Source organism: Pseudomonas izuensis, assembly GCF_002356535.2.
Taxonomy (GTDB): domain Bacteria; phylum Pseudomonadota; class Gammaproteobacteria; order Pseudomonadales; family Pseudomonadaceae; genus Aquipseudomonas; species Aquipseudomonas izuensis.
In genome coordinates, this window is sequence record NZ_AP017423.2 from 1285434 (window position 1) to 1304594 (window position 19161).

At 59.6% G+C, this 19161-nt stretch carries 21 protein-coding genes; 6 read left to right on the plus strand and 15 right to left on the minus strand.

The features are described 5' to 3' along the window. Positions 1-27: 27 nt before the first annotated feature. From LAB08_RS05730 to LAB08_RS05745, 4 genes are all read right to left on the minus strand, one after another. Positions 28-981 carry a hypothetical protein gene (locus tag LAB08_RS05730; protein WP_096513121.1) on the minus strand — a complete coding sequence of 318 codons (954 nt, stop codon included), beginning with the start codon at positions 979-981 and terminating at the stop codon, positions 28-30. Positions 982-998: 17 nt separating this feature from the next. Beyond that, complete coding sequence (locus LAB08_RS05735; protein ID WP_096513120.1) at positions 999-2714, minus strand: proline--tRNA ligase; 1716 nt, start codon at positions 2712-2714, stop codon at positions 999-1001. Between the two features lie 143 nt (positions 2715-2857). Then, a complete protein-coding gene (locus LAB08_RS05740) occupies positions 2858-4417 on the minus strand; it encodes an AmpG family muropeptide MFS transporter (RefSeq protein WP_096513119.1) in 1560 nt (519 codons plus the stop codon). Between the two features lie 44 nt (positions 4418-4461). Then, positions 4462-4815: an MGMT family protein gene (locus LAB08_RS05745; protein WP_096513118.1), complete on the minus strand. Its 354-nt coding sequence runs from the start codon at positions 4813-4815 to the stop codon at positions 4462-4464. A gap of 189 nt (positions 4816-5004) precedes the next feature. On the opposite strand from LAB08_RS05745, the gene LAB08_RS05750 reads away from it, so the two are divergent. Then, a complete protein-coding gene (locus tag LAB08_RS05750; RefSeq protein ID WP_096513117.1) occupies positions 5005-6012 on the plus strand; it encodes a DUF481 domain-containing protein in 1008 nt (335 codons plus the stop codon). A 187-nt stretch (positions 6013-6199) separates the two neighbouring features. On the opposite strand, the gene LAB08_RS05755 is transcribed toward LAB08_RS05750, so the two are convergent. Next, a complete protein-coding gene (locus tag LAB08_RS05755) occupies positions 6200-6409 on the minus strand; it encodes a cold-shock protein (RefSeq protein WP_002554837.1) in 210 nt (69 codons plus the stop codon). A gap of 352 nt (positions 6410-6761) precedes the next feature. Here LAB08_RS05755 and dcd point away from each other — a divergent pair, with 352 nt between their 5' ends. Both dcd and LAB08_RS05765 read left to right on the plus strand, forming a co-directional pair. Continuing rightward, entirely contained in the window at positions 6762-7328 is a 567-nt protein-coding gene (gene dcd, locus LAB08_RS05760) for a dCTP deaminase (protein ID WP_007940589.1), read from the plus strand. A gap of 108 nt (positions 7329-7436) precedes the next feature. Then, complete coding sequence (locus LAB08_RS05765; RefSeq protein ID WP_095197445.1) at positions 7437-7646, plus strand: hypothetical protein; 210 nt, start codon at positions 7437-7439, stop codon at positions 7644-7646. Positions 7647-7761: 115 nt separating this feature from the next. Here the strand turns inward: LAB08_RS05765 and LAB08_RS05770 are convergent, their stop codons facing one another. The 6 genes from LAB08_RS05770 to LAB08_RS05795 form a co-directional block, all read right to left on the minus strand. After that, positions 7762-8526, minus strand: coding sequence for an ABC transporter ATP-binding protein (locus LAB08_RS05770; RefSeq protein WP_096513116.1), 765 nt, complete (start codon positions 8524-8526; stop codon positions 7762-7764). Between the two features lie 13 nt (positions 8527-8539). Further along, complete coding sequence (locus LAB08_RS05775) at positions 8540-9676, minus strand: succinylglutamate desuccinylase/aspartoacylase family protein (RefSeq protein WP_096513115.1); 1137 nt, start codon at positions 9674-9676, stop codon at positions 8540-8542. A 27-nt stretch (positions 9677-9703) separates the two neighbouring features. Then, the gene (locus LAB08_RS05780) at positions 9704-10414 is read right to left on the minus strand and encodes an ABC transporter permease (protein ID WP_096513114.1); all 711 of its coding nucleotides are present in this window, start codon (positions 10412-10414) and stop codon (positions 9704-9706) included. Beyond that, entirely contained in the window at positions 10411-11139 is a 729-nt protein-coding gene (locus tag LAB08_RS05785; RefSeq protein ID WP_096513113.1) for an ABC transporter permease, read from the minus strand. The genes LAB08_RS05780 and LAB08_RS05785 overlap by 4 nt, the downstream gene beginning before the upstream one ends. Positions 11140-11195: 56 nt before the next feature. Further along, positions 11196-11978, minus strand: a complete 783-nt coding sequence (locus LAB08_RS05790; RefSeq protein ID WP_096513112.1) for a transporter substrate-binding domain-containing protein — start codon at positions 11976-11978, stop codon at positions 11196-11198. A gap of 330 nt (positions 11979-12308) precedes the next feature. Beyond that, positions 12309-14759 (minus strand): penicillin acylase family protein, encoded by a 2451-nt coding sequence (locus tag LAB08_RS05795; RefSeq protein WP_096513111.1) that lies wholly within the window; start codon positions 14757-14759, stop codon positions 12309-12311. A 220-nt stretch (positions 14760-14979) separates the two neighbouring features. Between LAB08_RS05795 and LAB08_RS05800 the strand changes: the two genes are divergently transcribed. Continuing rightward, positions 14980-15531 carry a cysteine hydrolase family protein gene (locus LAB08_RS05800; RefSeq protein WP_096513110.1) on the plus strand — a complete coding sequence of 184 codons (552 nt, stop codon included), beginning with the start codon at positions 14980-14982 and terminating at the stop codon, positions 15529-15531. Positions 15532-15664: 133 nt separating this feature from the next. Here LAB08_RS05800 and LAB08_RS05805 read toward each other — a convergent pair whose 3' ends face one another. The 4 genes from LAB08_RS05805 to LAB08_RS05820 form a co-directional block, all read right to left on the minus strand. After that, a complete protein-coding gene (locus tag LAB08_RS05805) occupies positions 15665-15865 on the minus strand; it encodes an SEC-C metal-binding domain-containing protein (protein WP_034146774.1) in 201 nt (66 codons plus the stop codon). A gap of 5 nt (positions 15866-15870) precedes the next feature. Continuing rightward, complete coding sequence (locus LAB08_RS05810; protein WP_096513109.1) at positions 15871-16356, minus strand: LEA/WHy family protein; 486 nt, start codon at positions 16354-16356, stop codon at positions 15871-15873. A 122-nt stretch (positions 16357-16478) separates the two neighbouring features. Further along, positions 16479-16955, minus strand: a complete 477-nt coding sequence (locus LAB08_RS05815) for a YchJ family protein (protein ID WP_096513108.1) — start codon at positions 16953-16955, stop codon at positions 16479-16481. 4 nt (positions 16956-16959) lie between these two features. Continuing rightward, a complete protein-coding gene (locus LAB08_RS05820; protein WP_096513107.1) occupies positions 16960-17457 on the minus strand; it encodes a DUF6231 family protein in 498 nt (165 codons plus the stop codon). 190 nt (positions 17458-17647) lie between these two features. Between LAB08_RS05820 and LAB08_RS05825 the strand changes: the two genes are divergently transcribed. Together LAB08_RS05825 and LAB08_RS05830 are read left to right on the plus strand one after the other, a co-directional pair. Beyond that, a complete protein-coding gene (locus LAB08_RS05825) occupies positions 17648-18343 on the plus strand; it encodes a PA1041 family peptidoglycan-binding anchor lipoprotein (protein WP_096513106.1) in 696 nt (231 codons plus the stop codon). An 89-nt stretch (positions 18344-18432) separates the two neighbouring features. Further along, positions 18433-19146 (plus strand): PA1041 family peptidoglycan-binding anchor lipoprotein, encoded by a 714-nt coding sequence (locus LAB08_RS05830; RefSeq protein ID WP_096513105.1) that lies wholly within the window; start codon positions 18433-18435, stop codon positions 19144-19146. The last annotated feature ends 15 nt before the right edge of the window (positions 19147-19161 follow it).

Here is a 19161-nt window from a genome sequence, read left to right on the forward strand (position 1 = left end):
GCGAGCAAGCTCGCTCCTACAAAAATCTTAATTCGGCCCCGGATCTGCCACCAAGCGCCCGGCATCCTTCGTCAGGGACTTGAGGAATTCCGTCTGCAGTTCCGGATCGTTGCGGGTCAATTCGATCAGGCTTTGTTCCAGCTCGCTGGCTTCTTCTTCCAGACCCAGTTCCGACAGGCGTTTGACCCGGTGTACCCACTGGCTCACTTCGTCGTCTTCGAGGTCTTCGTAAATCAGCTCGTGGGCTTCGAGCAGTTTGCCGCGCAGGGTGCTGCTCAGCGCCAGGGACGAGTCGGTGCGCACGTCACCCTTGGCGTCCTCGACGCTGATCTGCAACTTGCCCAGATGGTTCAGGTCCTGCTCGGCGAACGGGGTATCCAGCAGGTTCAGGCGCAAGACACCGTTTTTGTCGGTGCTCAGCTCGAAGGTCTCCTTGCCGGCCCTGACTTCGACCGGGCGCTCGCTCCACGGCAGGCTCGAATACTCGGTTCGCTTGTCGAGCTGGACTTCGTCGATACCGGCCAGGTTCTGTTGCGCGCGACCGTGAGATTGCACGTTCATGAACGGATTGAGGCCGGCGAAGCCGTAGCTGATCCAGTCCTTGGTCATGCTGTCCGGCAGGGTGCCGAAGGCGAACACGTTGACCACGTTGGCGCCGATACCGGCTACAACGGCTACCGCGCCCAGCGGGATCTCGTAGATCTCCCGCCAGGGTTGGTACGGTGTGTAGCGGTCGTAGTGGCGCGTGACTTCGAACTCGGTGACTTCGAAAGTCTTCTGCTCGTGGATTTTCACCCGGCGTTGCGGCAGCTCAAGCACCTTGGGCTCACCGACATCGATCTGCAGGCTGTGATCGAGCAGTTTGCGCTCGACACGCTCCTCGTGCTCGCTGCGTTGTGACATGTGATTGGCACAGCCGCTGACCAGCAGGGTGCCGCACAGGGCGGCACCACCGAGGCCTAAGGTGTTTCGCTTGAACATGACGTCTCTATCTGGTTTCAGCGGCGGATGCGGGCCTGAAGGAACGGCAGTACGTCAGCGACCGGCAGCGCTTGCGGCTCGGCCTCGGTACGGCTCTTGTATTCCAGGTTGCCTTCGGCGAGGCCGCGGTCACTGACCACGATCCGGTGAGGAATGCCGATCAGCTCCATGTCCGCGAACTTGATGCCCGGGCTGGTTTTCTTGTCGCGGTCGTCCAGCAGCACTTCGAAGCCGGCTGCGGTCAGTTCCGCATACAGCTTGTCGGTGGCTTCGCGCACCAGCTCGGTTTCGTAGCGCAACGGCACCAGGGCGATCTGGAATGGCGCCAGGGTGTCGCTCCAGATAATCCCTTTCTCGTCGTTGTTCTGTTCGATGGCGGCCGCGACCACGCGGGAAACGCCGATGCCGTAGCAGCCCATTTCCAGGGTGACCGGCTTGCCGTTCTCGCCCAGCACTTCGCACTTCATTGCCTTGCTGTACTTGTTGCCCAGCTGGAAGATGTGCCCGACTTCGATGCCACGTTTGATTTCCAGGGTGCCCTTGCCATCCGGGCTTGGGTCGCCGCTGACCACGTTACGCAGGTCGGCAACGGTCGGAACCGGCAGGTCGCGTTCCCAGTTCACGCCGAAGTAGTGCTTGTCGTCGATGTTGGCACCGATGCCGAAGTCGCTCATCAGCTCGACGGAGCGGTCGATGATGATTGGCAGTGGCAGGTTCAGCGGGCCAAGGGAGCCGGCGCCGGCGCCGATGGCGTCGCGCAGTTCGGCTTCGGAAGCCATGACCAGCGGGCTGGCAACGCCTGGCTGGTTGGCGGCCTTGATTTCGTTCAGCTCGTGGTCGCCACGTATGATCAGGGCAATCAGCTTGCCTTTCTCTTCAGCGTGCACCACCAGGGTTTTGATGGTCTTTTCAATCGGCAGATTGAATTTTTCCACCAGCGCAGCGATGGTCTTGGTCTCTGGCGTGTCGACCAGGCGCAGATCTTCAGCCGGTGCAGGACGTGAGGTTTCACGCGGCACGGCTTCGGCTTTCTCTATGTTCGCGGCGTAGTCGGAACCGTTGCTGAAGACGATATCGTCTTCGCCGGATTCGGCCAGTACGTGGAACTCGTGGGAGCCGGCACCGCCGATGGAGCCGTTGTCGGCTTCAACCGGACGGAATTTCAGGCCCAGGCGGGTGAATACGTTGCAGTACGCCTGGTGCATGCGGTCGTAGGTGACTTGCAGCGATGGCTGGTCAGCGTGGAAGGAATAGGCGTCCTTCATGATGAATTCGCGGCCGCGCATCAAACCGAAGCGTGGGCGGATTTCATCGCGGAATTTGGTCTGGATCTGGTACAGGTTGATCGGCAGCTGTTTGTAGCTGCTCAGCTCGTTGCGCATCAGATCGGTGATGACTTCTTCGTGGGTCGGGCCGGCGCAGAAATCGCGACCGTGGCGATCCTTGAAGCGCAGCAATTCAGGGCCGTACTCTTCCCAGCGACCGGATTCCTGCCACAGTTCGGCCGGTTGAGTGCTCGGCATCAACACTTCGAGCGAGCCGGCGGCGTTCATTTCTTCGCGAACGACGGCTTCGACCTTGCGCATGACTCGCAAGCCCATCGGCAGCCAGGTGTACAGGCCCGAAGCGAGTTTGCGGATCATGCCGGCGCGCAGCATCAGCTGATGGCTGATCACGACCGCGTCGGAAGGCGTTTCTTTCTGTGTGGCGAGCAAAAATTGACTGGTGCGCATGGTTGGCCGTTATCGATTGCTGATGACGAGAAATGACGGAGCATTGTACGGGCGAGATCCGCTGTCGTACAGGCGTGCGGTCGGTGGTGTGGCAGCAGGGCGGCAATCTCGCCGCCCTTTGCCAAGTGTCTTGCAGATATTTCCTACGATTCTTCTGCGACCTGGGTCGGTACCGGTTCCGGCGTCGGTGTCGGGCCTTCACGGCGGCTCTCCTGGAACCAGTGCAAGGCGATCAGCAGCAACGTCGGAATGCCCAGCAGGGCGGTGATCAGGAAGAACGTGTGGTAACCGAACTTCTCGACCATCACCCCGGAGTAACCGCCGATCAGGCGCGGCAGCAACAGCATGATCGAGCTGAGCAGGGCGTATTGGGTGGCGGAGAACTTGAGGTTGGTCAGGCTCGACAGGTAAGCGACGAATGCCGAGGTCGCCAGGCCTGAACTGAAGTTGTCCAGGGAGATGGTGACAATCAGCATCTGCAGGTTTGGCCCCATGTCCGCCAGCATCAGGAACAGTATGTTGGTGGCTGCTGACGCGGCGCCGCCGATAAACAGGATCGGCAAGATGCCGAAGCGCACGATCAGCAGGCCGCCCATGCCGGCGCCGACCAGGGTCATGATCAGGCCGAAGATTTTACTGACGCTGGCGATCTGGTCCTTGGTGAAGCCCTGGTCGATGTAGAACACGTTGGCCATGACGCCCATGACCGTATCGGACATCCGGTAGGTGGCGATCAGGCCGAGTAACAGCAACGCTTGCCAGCGATAGCGCAGAATGAAGTCGTTGACCGGCGTCAGCACCGGCGCCAGACCGCGTCGGCCTATGGCTGAAAGGCACAGCGCGGTCAGGGTGGTGTAGAGGATTGCCCGCAGAAACGCGCGGTCTTCCAGAAGCAGATCGAGCAGGCTCACGCCGTTGAACAGCACACTGGCAAAATCAGTGTTGTAGAGCTGGGTGAACATGGCCGGCACGGAAACCAGCAATACGATCAGCACGAACACCGAGGCCAGTTGGTGCATGAAACTGTAGCGCCCGGCCTGTAACTGCGTGCGAAGTGGGACCGGTGGTTCACGCATGAAAATGCTGGTCAAAAGTGCCGGGACCATCAGGGCTCCGAACAATATGTAGGTGCCGGCCCATGCAGAATGCTTGTAGTTGAAGCCGGTAGAACCAAACCCTTCGGCGAAATACAGAGCACCAGCGGTCGCCAGCAATGCGGCGACCCGATAGCCGGACATGTAACTGGCCGCCAGGGCTGCCTGACGACTGTCTTCGGCGATTTCCAGGCGGTAGGCGTCCACCGCAATATCCTGCGTCGCCGAGGCGAAAGCGACGATCACCGCGATAGCGATCAGCCAGGACAAATGTTTTTGCGGGTCGCAGAACCCCATGCCGATCAGGCCGAGGATCACCAGTGCCTGGGACAGCACCAGCCAGGAACGTCGTCGACCCAGCTTGCCGAGAAACGGCAGGCGCCATTGGTCGAGCAGCGGTGACCAGACCCATTTAAAGGCGTAGGCCAGGCCGATCAGGCTTGCATAGCCGATGGTTTCGCGAGCCACACCGGCTTCGCGCAGCCAGACCGAAAGTGTCGAGAACACCAGCATGTAGGGCAGGCCGGCGGCGAAACCCAGCAGCAACAGTACAAGCGTCGAGGGGCTGGCATAGGCAGCGAGCGCGGCGCGCCAGGTTTTACGGGGCATGGGCTGGAGTCTGCCTCAAGAAATACGGAAACAAAGCGCGCACTCTAACCGCTGTGCTCTACCGGACGCCAGCCATGGCGCCGAATATCAACACGATTGTTCAGGATACTGATGCCCTCCATGCGCAATCGCGCCCGTTGTTCGTCCCCGGATGGACTGCCCGCGGGCAGGCTGATACGTCCGCCTGCACCGAGTACGCGGTGCCAGGGCAATTTACTGTCGCCGGGCAGTTGACTCAATGTCCGTCCAACCCAGCGGGCGGCGCGGCCGAGGCCGGCGAGTTCCGCTAATTGACCATAGCTCACCACTTTGCCCTCGGGCACTTGCGCGAGGGTCAGATAGAGCGCCGTGCGTCGGATTTGTGCCGCACTCTCGGATTCAGTGGTGGGTTCGTTCACGTCCCATGTTCCTGAAAAAGTTTGCCTGGGAAAGTGTTCCTGAAATCTCACAGTACCGCTCGTAGAGTAAATCGTGGATCGCGTATTGAGAAATGAACTCAATAGAAATAGTCGTGTCACTCCTTGTCAGGGCCTTATTCCCAAGGATAATGCCGACTTTTTTTCGCAATCTTGAGTCTGTGTTTGCTTATGTTGTCCAGAACACTGCTATGCCTCGCCGTTGTCAGCGTCTCCACTCCCTTGCTTGCCGATACCGTGTGGTTGAAGAACGGCGACAAGTTGAGCGGCAAAATCATCCTGTTCGATGGTGGCAAGCTGTTGGTCCAGACCGAGTACGCCGGTGCGGTTCCGATTGACTGGAAACAGGTCAAAACCCTGGAAAGCGATCAAGAGTTGCTGGTCAAGCAGGATGCCTATACCGGCGAGAAGGCCAAATCCCTGCACGCCGCAGAGGATGGCAAGGTCATCCTGGCCAATGGTGAGGCGCCCAAGACGGTCGAGCTGGCGAGCGTCCAGCAGATCCTCAAGCCCAGGCCGGTGGTCGAGGACCTGGTGTGGAAGGGCAATATCGACGCGGCGCTGGACTACGAACGGGCCGAGAAGGATACCGATGATTACAATATCGACTTCAAGACCACTGCACGTCATGGTCGCTGGCGGCACATCGCGGAAGGCGAATACAACCGCCAATTCCAGGATGACGTGGTCACCACGGACAATTGGCGGGCAGAGTACTCACTTGACCGTTTCCTGACGGATAAATGGTTCTGGCAAGGTCGCCTGGTCTACAAGCGCGACAAGGTCGAGGAGCTGTCTCGTCAGCGTACCGTCGGTACGGGGCCCGGTTATCAGTTCTGGGATGACGAGTTGGGTGCTTTCTCCCTCGGATCGCTGGTCAACCGTACGGATTATGAATTCGCCGATGGCAGCAAGGAAAACTTCTATTCCGTGGCGATGAAGTGGGACTACAACCGCTACCTGATCGGCAAGAAAGTGGAGTTCTTCACCAATGGCGAGGTGGGCAAGCCGCTGTCGGGCGTGGCCGATTATGCGCTGGATTCAGAGATGGGCTTGCGCTACAAGGTGACTGACTGGGCTTCGCTTAACCTCAAGGCCGAACGCGACATCATCAGTGGCACCGACGATGCGGATCTGGACAAGACCCGGTATACCGCTGGATTTGGTGTGACCTGGTAAATGTTTGTCGCCCATAAGGTCGCCTTCGCGGGCAAGCCTTGCTCCTACAGGTATTTCGAGATTCTGTAGGAGCGAGGCTTGCCCGCGAAGGCGTCAGCACAATCGAAAGCGATCGATCGGCAAAACCATACGGGCACAAAAAAGCCCCGCTGTTGAGGGCGGGGCTTTTTACTAAAGCAAGTACAAGTTAGATAACTTGAACTTCTTCAGCTTGCATGCCTTTCTGACCGCGGGTAGCGATGAAAGAAACCTGTTGGCCTTCTTTCAGGCTTTTGAAGCCGTCGGATTGGATAGCTTTGAAGTGAACGAACAGGTCGTCACCGGATTGTGGAGTGATGAAGCCGAAGCCTTTTTCATCGTTGAACCACTTAACGGTACCGGTTTGGCGATTAGACATGGTGTAACTCCTTGAACAAAGATAACTGCGACTCAGGAAGAACCCTGGCCGAGACTGAGTGCAAAGAGCAGGAAAAATTCTTGTAGATGGTTGGATCGAAATTCAACATATCGTGTAGAGATTCTCAGTGACACAAGCAGCACAGTGGCGCCACCTTAACCCTTTTTCCGGGACGTGCCAATGCTTCTTGCGAAGGTTTCTCGGTTTTCATGATCGACGGTGCTCCGTATTGTTTCGAAGGTCCGTCAATATCGCCGGATCGTCGAGAATTGTGCCCAGCGCTTTGAACCCGGCGGCGCGCCCCGGTAAGATGCCGGACAGTTTTTTCCACCTCGCTATTCAGGACACCGCCATGAGCATCAAATCGGACAAGTGGATTCGCCGCATGGCGCAGGAACACGGCATGATCGAGCCGTTCGTCGAGCGCCAGATGCGCGGCAGCGACGATAGCCGTGTGATCTCCTACGGCGTGTCGAGTTACGGCTACGACGTTCGTTGCACCAATCATTTCAAGGTGTTCACCAACATCAATTCGGCCATCGTCGACCCGAAAAACTTCGATGCCGGCAGCTTCGTCGATATCCACAGCGACGTCTGCATCATCCCGCCGAACTCCTTTGCCCTGGCCAGCACCGTCGAATACTTCCGTATTCCGCGCAACGTATTGACCATCTGCCTGGGCAAGAGCACCTACGCCCGCTGCGGCATCATCGTCAACGTCACCCCGCTTGAGCCGGAGTGGGAAGGCCATGTGACCCTGGAATTCTCGAACACCACCAACCTGCCGGCGAAAATCTATGCCAACGAAGGTGTGGCGCAGATGTTGTTCCTTGAGTCCGACGAAGAGTGCGAAGTGTCTTACAAGGACCGTGGTGGCAAGTACCAGGGCCAGCGTGGCGTGACCCTGCCGCGGACCTGAGTCAATCCGTCTGACAAACCGTGGGAATTCCTGAGCGAGCGTACACTCTATGGAGTGTACTGCTCCGGTCCGCGCAAGGCGGTCCGGGTCTTCGCTCAGGAGTGCTTTATGAAGATCGACCCGAAAATAAGTGCCGAACTGGCAAGGCTTGAGCCCAATCAGGTTGGCGTTTTGGCCTGGTCGTTGCTGGCACACCCGCCCATCAGCATGGCAGGGGGCATCCCTGGTCAGCCTGATCCCGATACCCCCAACGAACAACCCACCGAGCCAGGTGAGCCTACCTTGCCGGATGAGCCGCCTCCCGCGCCCGTTGCCTGATTATTACGCGATGCCTGATCTGTAGGGGCGAGCCTGCTCGCGATGGTGGGTCAGGCAACGGTGTGTCGACTGACATACCATCGCGAGCAGGCTCGCTCCTACAGGGGGTTGGTGTTTACTTGAGGTTACCGCTCAGGAATTGCTTGAGCCGTTCGCTCTTCGGATTACCCAGCACGTCTTCCGGCGCACCTTCCTCTTCCACCAGGCCCTGGTGCAGAAACAACACCTGGCTCGACACTTTGCGCGCGAAGCTCATTTCGTGGGTGACCATGATCATGGTCCGGCCTTCTTCGGCCAGGCCCTGGATCACCTTGAGCACTTCACCCACCAGCTCCGGGTCCAGCGCCGAGGTCGGTTCGTCGAACAGCATGACTTCCGGTTCCATGGCCAGGGCCCGGGCAATCGCCACGCGCTGTTGCTGACCGCCGGAGAGGAACGCCGGGTATTGGTCCGCCACACGGGAGGCCAACCCCACCTTGTCGAGGTAGCGCCGGGCGCGGTCCTCGGCTTCTTTTCGGTCGCACCCCAGCACCCGGCGCGGGGCCATGGTGATGTTCTCCAGCACGGTCATGTGGCTCCACAGGTTGAAGTGCTGGAACACCATGGCCAGGCGGGTGCGGATCCGTTGCAGTTCATCGGCATCGGCGACATGCATGCCGTGACGGTCCTTGACCATGCGGATCGACTGGCCGTCGAGGCTCATGGCACCGTCGTTGGGTTGTTCGAGGAAGTTGATGCAGCGCAGGAAGGTACTTTTGCCCGAGCCGCTGGCGCCGATCAGGCTGATGACGTCGCCAGTGTTGGCCTTGAGCGAAACGCCTTTGAGCACCTCATGATCGCCATAGCTTTTATGCAGGCCTTCAATGGTCAATTTGTACATGGAACAAGCATCCTCAAGGCGAAAGTAGGTAGCCGCTGCGATAGGCTTCGGCGCCCGCGACGTGGGCGATCACCATGCCCGCGGTGGCCATGCGGCGCAGCGAGCGGGCGTACATCAACCCGGCGGCGGTGCAATGGACCGGGGTCACGCGGTCGGAAATGGGGTCGATGATTTCGGCGATCAATTGTCCGGCTTCCAGGTATTCCCCTGGCAGCGCGCAGAACACCAGCAGGCCACCCACCGGCGTGGCGACAGGTTCCACCCCGGCAAGCGGTGTAGCCGGGTAGGGCAGGTCGGGCAGCGGTGTCGGTTCGCCGGCAATCGCGCCGAAGTGAATCAGGTAGTCGATCAGCGCCTGGCAGTCGAGACTGGCCAGCGGGTGATTGACGTCGCCCTGGCCTCGCAGTTCGACGGTGACGGAAAAACTCCCCGGCGGAATATCGAAATGCTCGCCGAAGCGCTCCTTCAGCTGCCACCAGAGCAGCGTGAAGCATTCGTCGAACGACTGACCACCGGAATCAGTGGCCAGCAGGCTGGCTTCGGAACCGATGTAACGGGCCAGCGGCTCGACCTGCGGCCAGGCCTCGGGCGTGGTGTACAGGTGCGCGACGGCTTCGAAATCGCAATGCAGGTCCAGCACCATGTCGGCGTCGCAGGCCAGCCGTTGCAGGGTCAGGCGCTGGGATTGCAATTGGGTGCTGGCGGTTTGCCGCGCCAGCGCATTGCGCAGGCTGTTGCGGATCAGCTGCAGGTTGTGTTGCGGGTCGTCACCGAGTTGGCCTTCGATGTCGTTGCCGACCTCTTCGCTCAAATCGACGAACCAGCGATTGAAGTTTTGCCCGCTCTCCAGCTCATAGCGGCCCAGCGGCACATCCATCAGCACCTGTTCCAGGCCGACCGGGTTGGCCACCGGGACCAGGACGATTTCGCTGCGCAGGCGGCCGGCGGCCTCCAGTTCGGCCAGGCGTTGCTTGAGGTGCCAGGCCACCAGCATGCCGGGCATTTCATCGGCATGAAGGGACGACTGGATGTAGATCTTGCCTCGGGCGCTTGTAACAGTAGGCGCCGAGGTCAGACCGAAGTGGAAGCTGTGGATCTGTCGTGCGGTCCCCGGCAGCGGGGCCAGCAGGTCATGTATCTGGTGGCGCATCTCTTGTTCCCTGAAGCAGGATAAGTCCTAGTGGGTCGGCCCGAGGAAGGCCAGCCATCGGCGTTCGGCGAGGCGGAACAGGCCGACCAGCGCAAAGGTGACAGTCAGGTAGATCAGCGCGGCGATGCCGAACGACTGGAAGGTCAGGAAGGTCGCCGAGTTGGCGTCCCGCGCGACTTTCAGAATGTCCGGGATGGTCGCGGTGAACGCCACTGTGGTCGAGTGCAGCATCAGAATCACTTCGTTGCTGTAATACGGCAACGAGCGACGCAGGGCCGAAGGCATGATCACGTAGGCATACAGCTTCCAGCCGGTCAGACCGTAAGCCTTGGCCGCTTCGACTTCACCATGGGCCATGCTGCGAATCGCCCCGGCGAAAATCTCCGTGGTGTAGGCGCAGGTGTTCAGGGCGAACGCCAGGATGGTGCAGTTCATCGCATCGCGAAAGAAGCTGTCGAGCAGCGGTTGCGCACGTACGGCGGCCAGGCTGTAGATCCCGGTGTAACAAATCAGCAGCTGGATATACAGCGGTGTGCCACGGAACAGGTAGGTGTAGAACTGCACCGGCCAGCGAATGTAGAAGTGTGGCGAAACCCGTGCGATGGACAGCGGAATCGATACCAGGAACCCGAAAAAAATCGAAGCGCTGAGCAGCCACATGGTCATGGCCAGGCCGGTGATGTTCTGACCGTCGGTGTAAAGGAAGGCTTTCCAATATTCCTGCAGGAGTTCGATCATCGTACGGCCTCCCGTGTGCCGGCGGCGTAGCGGCGTTCAAGCCATCGCAGAATGAAGTTGGAGGCACTGGTGATCATCAGGTAGATCAAGGCGGCGACTACCAGGAAGTAAAACAATTGATAACTGCTTTTGCCGGCATCCTGGGCAGCCTTGACCAGGTCGGCGAGGCCGATGATCGACACCAGCGCGGTAGCCTTGAGCATCACCATCCAGTTATTACCAATACCCGGCAGGGCAAAACGCATCATCTGCGGGAACACCACGATCCGGAACCGCTGGCCGCGTTTGAGACCGTAGGCGGTGGCCGCTTCAACCTGACCGCGAGGCACGGCGAGGATGGCGCCGCGGAAGGTTTCAGTGAAGTACGCGCCGTAAATGAATCCCAGGGTAATGACGCCGGCGCTGAACGGGTTGATCTCAATGTATTCCCATTCCATGTAGTCGGTGAGCGACGTCAGCCAGGTTTGCAGGCTGTAGAAGATCAGCAGCATCAGCACCAGGTCCGGCACCCCGCGAATCAGCGTGGTGTAGCACTGGGCTGGCAGGCGCAGCAATTTGAGTTTTGACAGCTTGGCACTGGCGCCGAGCAAGCCGAGCAACACGGCTACCAGCAGCGACATCGCCGACAATTTGATGGTCATCCAGGTGCCTTCCATCAGCAAAGGACCGAAGCCCTTGAGGCTGAAGGCTGAGAGCCCCAGATTTTGTAAGAGGTTTTCGAACATAAATCAGCAACCTGATCGGAAGAAAAAAGCGCCCATCGCGAGATGGGCGCCGGGCATTATTTGCCGCTGTACAGGTTCAGGTCGCCAAAGTGTTTCTTCTGAATGGTGGCGTAGGTGCCATCATCGTGTAACGCTTTGATACCTTTATCCAAAAGGGCTTTCAGCTCGGTGTTACCTTTCTTAATGCCGACTGCGGTTTTGGCTGGCAACAGAGGGTCATCAACCGGCTTGCTGACTTCGAAATCGGCACCCTGTGGCGACTTCAGGAAACCCAGTTCGGCTTGCAGCATGTCCTGGATGCCCGCGTCGAGACGACCGGAAGTCAGGTCGGCGTAAACCTGGTCCTGGTTGGCGTAGGCCTGGGTTTTCACGCCGGCCTTGTCCAGGATGGCCTTGGCGTAGGCTTCCTGAATGGTGCCTTGCTCGTAACCGACGGTCTTGCCTTTGAGGGAAGCGGGGTCGGTCGTGATGCCGGAGCCTTTCTTGTACACCAGAGCGGTCGGGCCGGAGAACAGTTCGCTGGAGAAGTCGATGACCTTCTGGCGAGCTTCGGTGACGGTCATCGAAGAGATCACACCGTCGAATTTATTGGCCTTCAGGCCAGGAATCATGCCGTCGAAATCACTTTCGACCCATTTGCACTTGACCTTCAGCTCGGCGCAGATCGCGTTGCCCAGATCGATGTCGAAGCCCACCAGGCTGCCGTCGGCCGCTTTCGACTCGAACGGTGCGTAGGAAGGGTCAACGCCGAAACGCAATTCCTTGTATTCCTTTGCCAGCGCAGAGCCAGCAGCTACGCACAATGCCAGTGCAGACAGGGTCAGCAATGCTTTTTTCATTATTCAATCCCTAAGAACCAATATGAGCGCTTGTGGCGCAGAATTATTGTTACTGGTAAGCGTAAGACCTAATGAAAGTAGCAATTTCCGAACCAGAGTGCCGAACAAGCGTTTAAAAGGTGTTCGGGAAATTGCCGGATGGGATTAGTGCACGAAAATGGGCGCCGTGGAAAGCCTGCACTGTTTTGGGTGGTGATGCTTGAAGGCAAGAGGGGGTTGCCCCTGACCTGTAGAAGCCGGCTTGCTGGCGAAAGCGCTGCGTCAGACGTCATCAATGTTGATTGATGCGCCGCCTTCGCCAGCAAGCCGGCTCCTACCTGTTGGCCGGCGTTATTTGCCCGGTGTCAGGGTCAACCGCTTGGTGCCGTACACCTTGTCAAAGTTCTGCGGCTGCATCGGCAAGCTCATGTATTGCCCCTTGAGCCAAGGATCGATGCTGTTCAGGTAGTTCGGGCTGGCCGGGTTGCCGGACTGGCCGGTGGCGAGCTGCGCCATCAGCGGCTCGGCCTGGCCGAAGTCGACGATAAAGCGCATGGCCGGTGCCAGCGTCGTGTTGAAATCCCGGCCCCAGGCGAATGCTGCCGTGTTGAGCGTGGTGTGATCGCCGCCGGCCGGCAACGGTCCGCGCACGGTCTGGCCGCTGCTGCTCTTCCATTCGTAGCGGTGCAATTTGCCCCACTGCCAGGCTTTGTGATCGCCGCCCAACTGGCTGTCGCCGGTGCTGATCGCCGCGGCCAGGCTGCGGGCGAGGATCGCCGGTTTGTCTTCTTTCTGCGGGGTGCGCACGTCATCCCAGAACGGACTGTCTTCGCGCCCGAGCAGGTGGTCGGCTTGCGCGGCGTAGGACAACTGGCCGTTGGCGATAAAGGCTTTCCACGCCGGGCTGCTTTCCGGCCCCAGTTCGTCGAGGAAAATCTGCCGGGTGCTTTCTTGCAGGAACAGTTCGTAGATGGCGGCGTCGGCAGAGGTCGGGCTGAGTTTGCCGTCGAAGGCCATCAAGCGTGCGAGCGCCTCGCGTGCCTTGCCGCGTTCGGCAATCGGCAGCGCCTCAATAGCCTGCTTGAGCGGCTGAGCCATGCCCGGTGCTTCAAACATTTTCTTCAGTTTGGCGGCGAAGGTGGTGGTCTGGTCGTACTGCATGGCGATCAGGCTGCGGGTGTCATGTTTTCCCGCCCCGGCCAGTTCGGCCAGGCGCTCGCCGCGCTCCGGCGCCGCCCAGGAGTTGGACAGTTGCATGCCATAGCCATGGGGAATGACCCGCTGGTTGGCGGTGCCGAGCCAGCCCTGTGCCGGGTCCTGATCGTAGGGGTGCAGCATTGGGTCGGCGTATCCGTCCCAATCGTAGCGACCTTCCCAACCGGGCGATGGCAGCAGCCCTTCGCCTTCGCGGCGGTTCGGGTAGCGGCCGGTGACCTGCCAGCCGATGTTGCTGGCATCGGCAAACACCAGGTTCAAGGCGATGGCCCGGATCTCGCGGCTGGCGTCCGAGGCCCTCTCGACGTTCTGCGCACGGGACAGGTCGAAAAACGCATCCAGGGTTTTGTCGTCGGTGAAGTTCGGCGTTTGCAAGGCCAGGCCGAAACCGCTGCCCTGGGCCAGGCTTTGGGCGCTGTTGAGCAATGGGCCGTGGCGGGTTTCGTACACCGCTTCGCGAATCGGCCGCTGGCCTTTGACGAAATAGGTTTCGTTGCGCACGATCGCCGGCGTCCATTTACCGTTGGATTCGTAGGTCAGGCCATTACCCTGGCGTTTGATTTTTTCCAGGAACAGGTCCTGGTTGTCGCCCATGACCGTGGTTGTGCTCCAGGCCACTTTGCCGTTGAAGCCACCCAAGACCATCGGCAGACCGGCGATGGTTACGCCGGACGCCTGATATTTCGTCGTGCGAATTTGTACATAGGTGAACAGCGACGGCACGCCCATTGGCCCATGGCTGTCACTGGCCAGCAGGCTTTTGCCGCTGCGGCTGCGTTGCGGGGCGATGGCCCAGTTGTTCGACGACGTGGCGCCCAACAGATTCAGGTCAGACAGCTGCGCCGTGGCTTTGCTGATCTCCGCCAGCCCCGGCACTTGCCCGTTGAGCTTGATGCCTTGCAGCTTTTCGCTTTCGGCCAACGGTAGTTTTTCGTCGGGGGCGGATGGGGTCAGCCACGGGAGTTTGTCGGTGGTGACGGTCTGGGCCAGCACCAGCGAGGAAATTTCTTCGGGCAGGTTGGCCGATTGGCTGAAGTTCAACAGGCAGAAAATCAGCGCCGAATCTTCCGGTTGCCAGTATTCAGGCTTGTAACCGCTGGCGGCGAGGTCCGCCGGCAGTTTGTCGCGGTAGCGGAACAGGTAGGCGTTGACCCCGCGGGCATAGACTTCGAAGAATCGCTTGAGGCGGGGCGAAGACGCCTTGTACAGCTCGCCGGCGCTTTTCTTCAGATTGACTGCGCGCATGTACCGGTCGGCATCCAGCAGGTCCGAACCGTGCATCTCGGCCAGACGCCCCTGAGCCAGCAAACGCAGGGTAACCATTTGCGTTATACGGTCGCTGGCGTGCACGTAGCCGAGGGTGAACAGCGCGTCGTGAAAGGTGCTGCTTTCGATCAACGGCATGCCCATGGCATTGCGGCGCACCGAAACGTTCTGCGCCAGCCCCTTGAGCGGCTGTACGCCGGAGGTGGGAGGCAGGGTGTCCTGGGCATTGAAGCTCTGACAACCGGTCAGGCTCAAAACCCCCGCCACTGCTGCGGCAACGCCGAACCGGGGTAGAAAATGTGTAAGGGCTGGCGAGGCCATGGCAAAGCTCCTGCGGGGGTAGGGTGCAAATAAAGGCGCTACGTTAGTGAGCGGCAGGGGGCCGCGCAAGCGGGGGGCAAAGTTATTTCAGGATTTGTCCGATAAACCAAAAAGATCGCAGCCTTCGGCAGCTCCTACATTGATTGGCGGACATCTTGTAGGCGCTGTCGAAGGCTGCGATCTTTTCAGCTTTCAAACAAGGTGACGGAGAAACGCTGGCATGGAGCTCAAGACAAACGCAGCACTGATCATCATCGATCAACAGAAAGGCATCCTGCATCCCAGGCTCGGTCGCAGGAATAATCCTCAGGCCGAGGAGCGCATGCTGGCGTTGCTGGGTCATTGGCGCCGCAGCGGGCGGCCGATCGTTCACGTTCAGCACTTGTCGCGCTCGGAAGACTCGGTGTTCTGGCCGCAGCAATCAGGGGTGGAGTTTCAGGAGCGGTTTGAACCATTGCCTGGCGAGCAATTGATTCAGAAGCAGGTGCCGGATGCGTTTTGTTCGACAGCGTTGGAGACATGTTTGCGCGGGGCGGGAATCGAGCAGTTGATCATCGTCGGTGTGGCGACCCACAACTCGGTGGAGTCCACCGCACGAACGGCGGGCAATCTGGGGTTCGATACGTGGGTGGTGGAGGATGCGTGCTTTACCTTCGACAAGGCTGATTTCTTTGGAAATGCCCGTTCAGCCGAGGAGGTGCATGGGATGTCGTTGGGGAATTTGCAGGGGGAGTATGCGACGGTGGTCAGCACTGCGCAGATTCTGAATTGATAGTGACTTTGAGGGCCTCTTCGCGAGCAGGCTCGCTTCCACATTGGTGTTGTGTACGACACAAGGTCAAATGTGGGAGCGAGCCTGCTCGCGAAGGCGATTCAACAGGCGAAGCAGATCTTCACCCGAAGCATCAAGCGCCGTGGCACTTCTTGAATTTCTTGCCGTTGCCGCATGGGCAAGGGTCGTTGCGGCCGACGTCTTTCAAGGCGTTGCGCACCGGTTCCTGGTGGGCATGGCCGCAGTTCGGGCCGTGGACATGGCCATGGTCGTGATCATGGTGGTCATGATCGTGGTTGCAGTCAGGGCCATGGACATGGGGTTGCTGGGTCATCGGGGTTACTCCGGAATTAGATCGGCGGGGATTATTACGCCATTACGCGCCAGGTGCACGTAGTGGGCGATGAATAAACCGGTTTCCATCTCGCCTTCCAGTCGATAGGGAATGGACTGTCCAGGGTTTTTCAGTTGTTTGACCAGGTCTTTGACCTTCGGCCACAGGTTGGTGCGGATCGGCACCTTATAGAAACGGCTGGTCTTGGGGCCGACGGTGATCCAGTGTTCATGCTCGCCTTCGGCCAGCAGGACATTGCCCAGGTGAATGCGGTATTCCAGACCTCGCACGGTCAGGTCGCTGTCCCTACGGTTGTCAATGCGAAAGTGCAGCATGAACCGCTGTTCCATCAGCTTGGCACGCACCACTTCCACCCTGACCAGGTGCACCTCGGGGTCCGGTTCATCCGTGTCGAACCAGGACGCGCAGCCACCAAGCGCCAGAAACAGGAGTGGAGTGAGCAGGTAAAGTACGAATCGCTGGGTGATCATCGTCGTGGTTCTCCCTTGAACCCCAGTCTAGCCGTTAAAAGATCGCAGCCTTCGACAGCGCCTACAGGTGTGCGTCGAGCCCATGTAGGCGCTGCCGAAGGCTGCGATCCTTTGACCCAGCGTCAACCGCCGAAATACCCCGAACAGCACTTCTTGAGCTTCTGCCCACTGGCGCAAGGGCAGGCGTCGTTGCGCCCGATATCGAGTGGCACGGTTGGGTCGATGAAGAACCAGCGGCCGGCGCTCTGCACAAACGACGAGCGCTCACGGTGACTGTGCTCACCACTGCCGTCGTGCCAGCGTGCGGTGAAGGTGACAAAGGCGTGCTCCGGCTGGCCGCCGAGCACTTCGGAACTTTCCACCTCAAGGCCCAGCCAGGTGCTTTGAGCGCTCCAGTCACTGATCGACTGCCGATCGAGCCCGGCCTGCTGGGCGGGCAGGGTAGTGGCCACCAGGTAATCGATCAGGCCCAGCACGTAGGCGCTGTAGCGCGAACGCATCAAGGCTTCGGCGCAAGGGGCCGGGTGGCCGGCATGGAAATGACCGCAGCAGGCGTCCAGCAGGGTGCCGCTGCCGCAAGGGCAAATGGATGTACTCATTGCGTTACCACCAGTATTTCCCGAAGTTTTCCGGATTGGCCCAGAACCGCGAGTTGAGCCAGTCGGGCACCTGTTTGTAGTCAAGCAGATCATAGGTGAACAGGGTCAGTACCTGATCGTCGCGCTGGAAGCGTTCACTGGCTTGCAGGGCCAGGGAGAAAAAATCCGTCTCCTGCCAGCCGCTGGCCGGCAAATCGGCCAGTACCGCGATACGGCTGGCGTTGAGATTGCGGATGCCACCCAGCAAATTCAGGCCATCGCGCTTGGGCAGGTGTTCGAGACAATCGACCACCAGCGCCAGGTCAAACCGGCGCGCCGCCAATTCGGCAGGCAACGCCCCGGGTGCCGCGTGCGCCACGTCGCTGTCCGGGTGCGCGAGCTTGAAAGCTTCGAGCGCGGGGAATTCGCTGGCGCCAATCAGCAACAGGCGCGAAGGGGCGTAACGATCCAGCAAAGCGGCCAGCGCCTGTTGCGGCGTACGCGAAGAAATACCTGCAATCATTGAAGATCCTCACTCAGATCTGCCAAGACTAGCCTGCCCGCAAGTTCGAGCCTAGAGCGGGTTTGCCGTAAAAGTGACGATCTCCCGTGAACACGGGATAAAACAGCAATGGCCTATTGCTGGCGGAGATTAAAACTCGGGTCTTTACTCCCTGAATCGGTTCTAAGCCGATCCTTCAGGAGATAACTAGATGAGCATAGTTCGGACAGCATTACCCCTGGTACTGCTAACCAGTGTGTTGACTGGTTGCGCAGGCTTGCAGAAAACCGACTGGCCGACCTGTGCGGCGGTCGGTGGTGTCGTAGGTGCGGGTCTCGGTGCAACCGAGAGTTCGTCATGGGCAGGGTATGGTGCGCTACTGGTTGGCGGTACCGCGGCGGCCTATTGCTGGGTTCACGGTGATGGCGACGAAGACGGCGATGGCGTTCCGGATAGCCGCGACAAGTGTCCTGGCACGCCTAGAGGCGTGAGGGTCGATGCCGACGGTTGCCCACCACCGGCACCTGCTCCAGTGGTTGAAGAAGCCGTGGTGGTCAAGGAAGAAACCATCGTCATCCGCGATGTTCACTTCCAGTTCGACAAGGCGACACTCACGGCGTCTGATAAACAGGTACTCGATAAGATCGCCACGCGTTTGAAAGCGGAAGCCCCTACTGCCCGGTTGAGCGTTACCGGTCATACCGACAGCGTGGGCAGCGATACCTACAACCAGAAACTGTCGGATAAACGCGCTCACTCGGTGGTTGAATATCTCATTCAACAGGGCGTTCCACGCAGCAGCTTCGTTTCGGTCGTCGGCGCGGGTGAAAGCCAGCCGGTTGCCGATAACAAAACCGCTGACGGCCGCGCGATGAACCGTCGCACGGAAATCAAAATCAACCGCTAGATCCCTCGCATCCGCGGCTTGTGCAGTCGCGGATGCAGGTCTTTACTCCTGTGTAACCGGCATTGGCCGGTGACACAGGAGCTTTCAAAATGAGCAATCTCACACGGACCGTCTTGCCGGTTCTGCTGCTTGGCAGCCTGTTGACCGGTTGCGCTACTCACAGTGATGGCACTGCCCCCCTCAATCAACGTACCTGGCCGATCTGCAGCGTCATTGGCGGACTGGTCGGCGGAGGCCTGGGCGCTATCGAAAGTGGTGGCTGGGCGGCCGGTGGAGCGGCGCTTGGTATCTTGACCGGCGGTTTGATCTGTTACGCCCAGGACGGTGACGAAGACGGCGATGGCGTTTTCGACCGTCGCGATCGTTGCCCCGACACCCCGGCCAATACCCCTGTGGAACATCACGGTTGCCCGCTGCCGCAATACCCGGCCAGCGAGAAACCTGCGGAGCCCGCACAGCCTGAAGTCATCACGTTGAGCAATGACGTGTTTTTTGGCTTCAATCAATCCGACCTGACCCCGGCCGCGCAGAGTCAGCTCGATTCCATCATGGGCAAACTGCTGGATGCCAGCGTGGTGAGCATCAAGGTGGTCGGGCATACCGACAGCGTCGGGGCGGATGCCTACAATCAGGCGCTGTCGGAGCGACGGGCCAGCAGCGTTGCGCAGTACCTGTTGAGCCAGGGTGTCGCACCCGGCAAGCTCACCAGCGAAGGTAGAGGTGAAAGCCAGCCGGTGGCCGATAACGAAACAGAAGAAGGTCGTGCGAAAAACCGTCGCGTGGAGCTGCACATCAATCGCTGAGCCGCGAAATAGAGC

Coding starts and splice junctions, on each gene's coding strand:
- LAB08_RS05730 (WP_096513121.1), bottom strand. CDS start 981: ATGTTCAAGCGAAACACCTTAGGCCTCGGTGGTGCCGCCCTGTGCGGC.
- LAB08_RS05735 (WP_096513120.1), bottom strand. CDS start 2,714: ATGCGCACCAGTCAATTTTTGCTCGCCACACAGAAAGAAACGCCTTCC.
- LAB08_RS05740 (WP_096513119.1), bottom strand. CDS start 4,417: ATGCCCCGTAAAACCTGGCGCGCCGCGCTCGCTGCCTATGCCAGCCCC.
- LAB08_RS05750 (WP_096513117.1), top strand. CDS start 5,005: ATGTTGTCCAGAACACTGCTATGCCTCGCCGTTGTCAGCGTCTCCACT.
- LAB08_RS05755 (WP_002554837.1), bottom strand. CDS start 6,409: ATGTCTAATCGCCAAACCGGTACCGTTAAGTGGTTCAACGATGAAAAA.
- dcd (WP_007940589.1), top strand. CDS start 6,762: ATGAGCATCAAATCGGACAAGTGGATTCGCCGCATGGCGCAGGAACAC.
- LAB08_RS05765 (WP_095197445.1), top strand. CDS start 7,437: ATGAAGATCGACCCGAAAATAAGTGCCGAACTGGCAAGGCTTGAGCCC.
- LAB08_RS05770 (WP_096513116.1), bottom strand. CDS start 8,526: ATGTACAAATTGACCATTGAAGGCCTGCATAAAAGCTATGGCGATCAT.
- LAB08_RS05775 (WP_096513115.1), bottom strand. CDS start 9,676: ATGCGCCACCAGATACATGACCTGCTGGCCCCGCTGCCGGGGACCGCA.
- LAB08_RS05780 (WP_096513114.1), bottom strand. CDS start 10,414: ATGATCGAACTCCTGCAGGAATATTGGAAAGCCTTCCTTTACACCGAC.
- LAB08_RS05785 (WP_096513113.1), bottom strand. CDS start 11,139: ATGTTCGAAAACCTCTTACAAAATCTGGGGCTCTCAGCCTTCAGCCTC.
- LAB08_RS05790 (WP_096513112.1), bottom strand. CDS start 11,978: ATGAAAAAAGCATTGCTGACCCTGTCTGCACTGGCATTGTGCGTAGCT.
- LAB08_RS05795 (WP_096513111.1), bottom strand. CDS start 14,759: ATGGCCTCGCCAGCCCTTACACATTTTCTACCCCGGTTCGGCGTTGCC.
- LAB08_RS05800 (WP_096513110.1), top strand. CDS start 14,980: ATGGAGCTCAAGACAAACGCAGCACTGATCATCATCGATCAACAGAAA.
- LAB08_RS05805 (WP_034146774.1), bottom strand. CDS start 15,865: ATGACCCAGCAACCCCATGTCCATGGCCCTGACTGCAACCACGATCAT.
- LAB08_RS05810 (WP_096513109.1), bottom strand. CDS start 16,356: ATGATCACCCAGCGATTCGTACTTTACCTGCTCACTCCACTCCTGTTT.
- LAB08_RS05815 (WP_096513108.1), bottom strand. CDS start 16,955: ATGAGTACATCCATTTGCCCTTGCGGCAGCGGCACCCTGCTGGACGCC.
- LAB08_RS05820 (WP_096513107.1), bottom strand. CDS start 17,457: ATGATTGCAGGTATTTCTTCGCGTACGCCGCAACAGGCGCTGGCCGCT.
- LAB08_RS05825 (WP_096513106.1), top strand. CDS start 17,648: ATGAGCATAGTTCGGACAGCATTACCCCTGGTACTGCTAACCAGTGTG.
- LAB08_RS05830 (WP_096513105.1), top strand. CDS start 18,433: ATGAGCAATCTCACACGGACCGTCTTGCCGGTTCTGCTGCTTGGCAGC.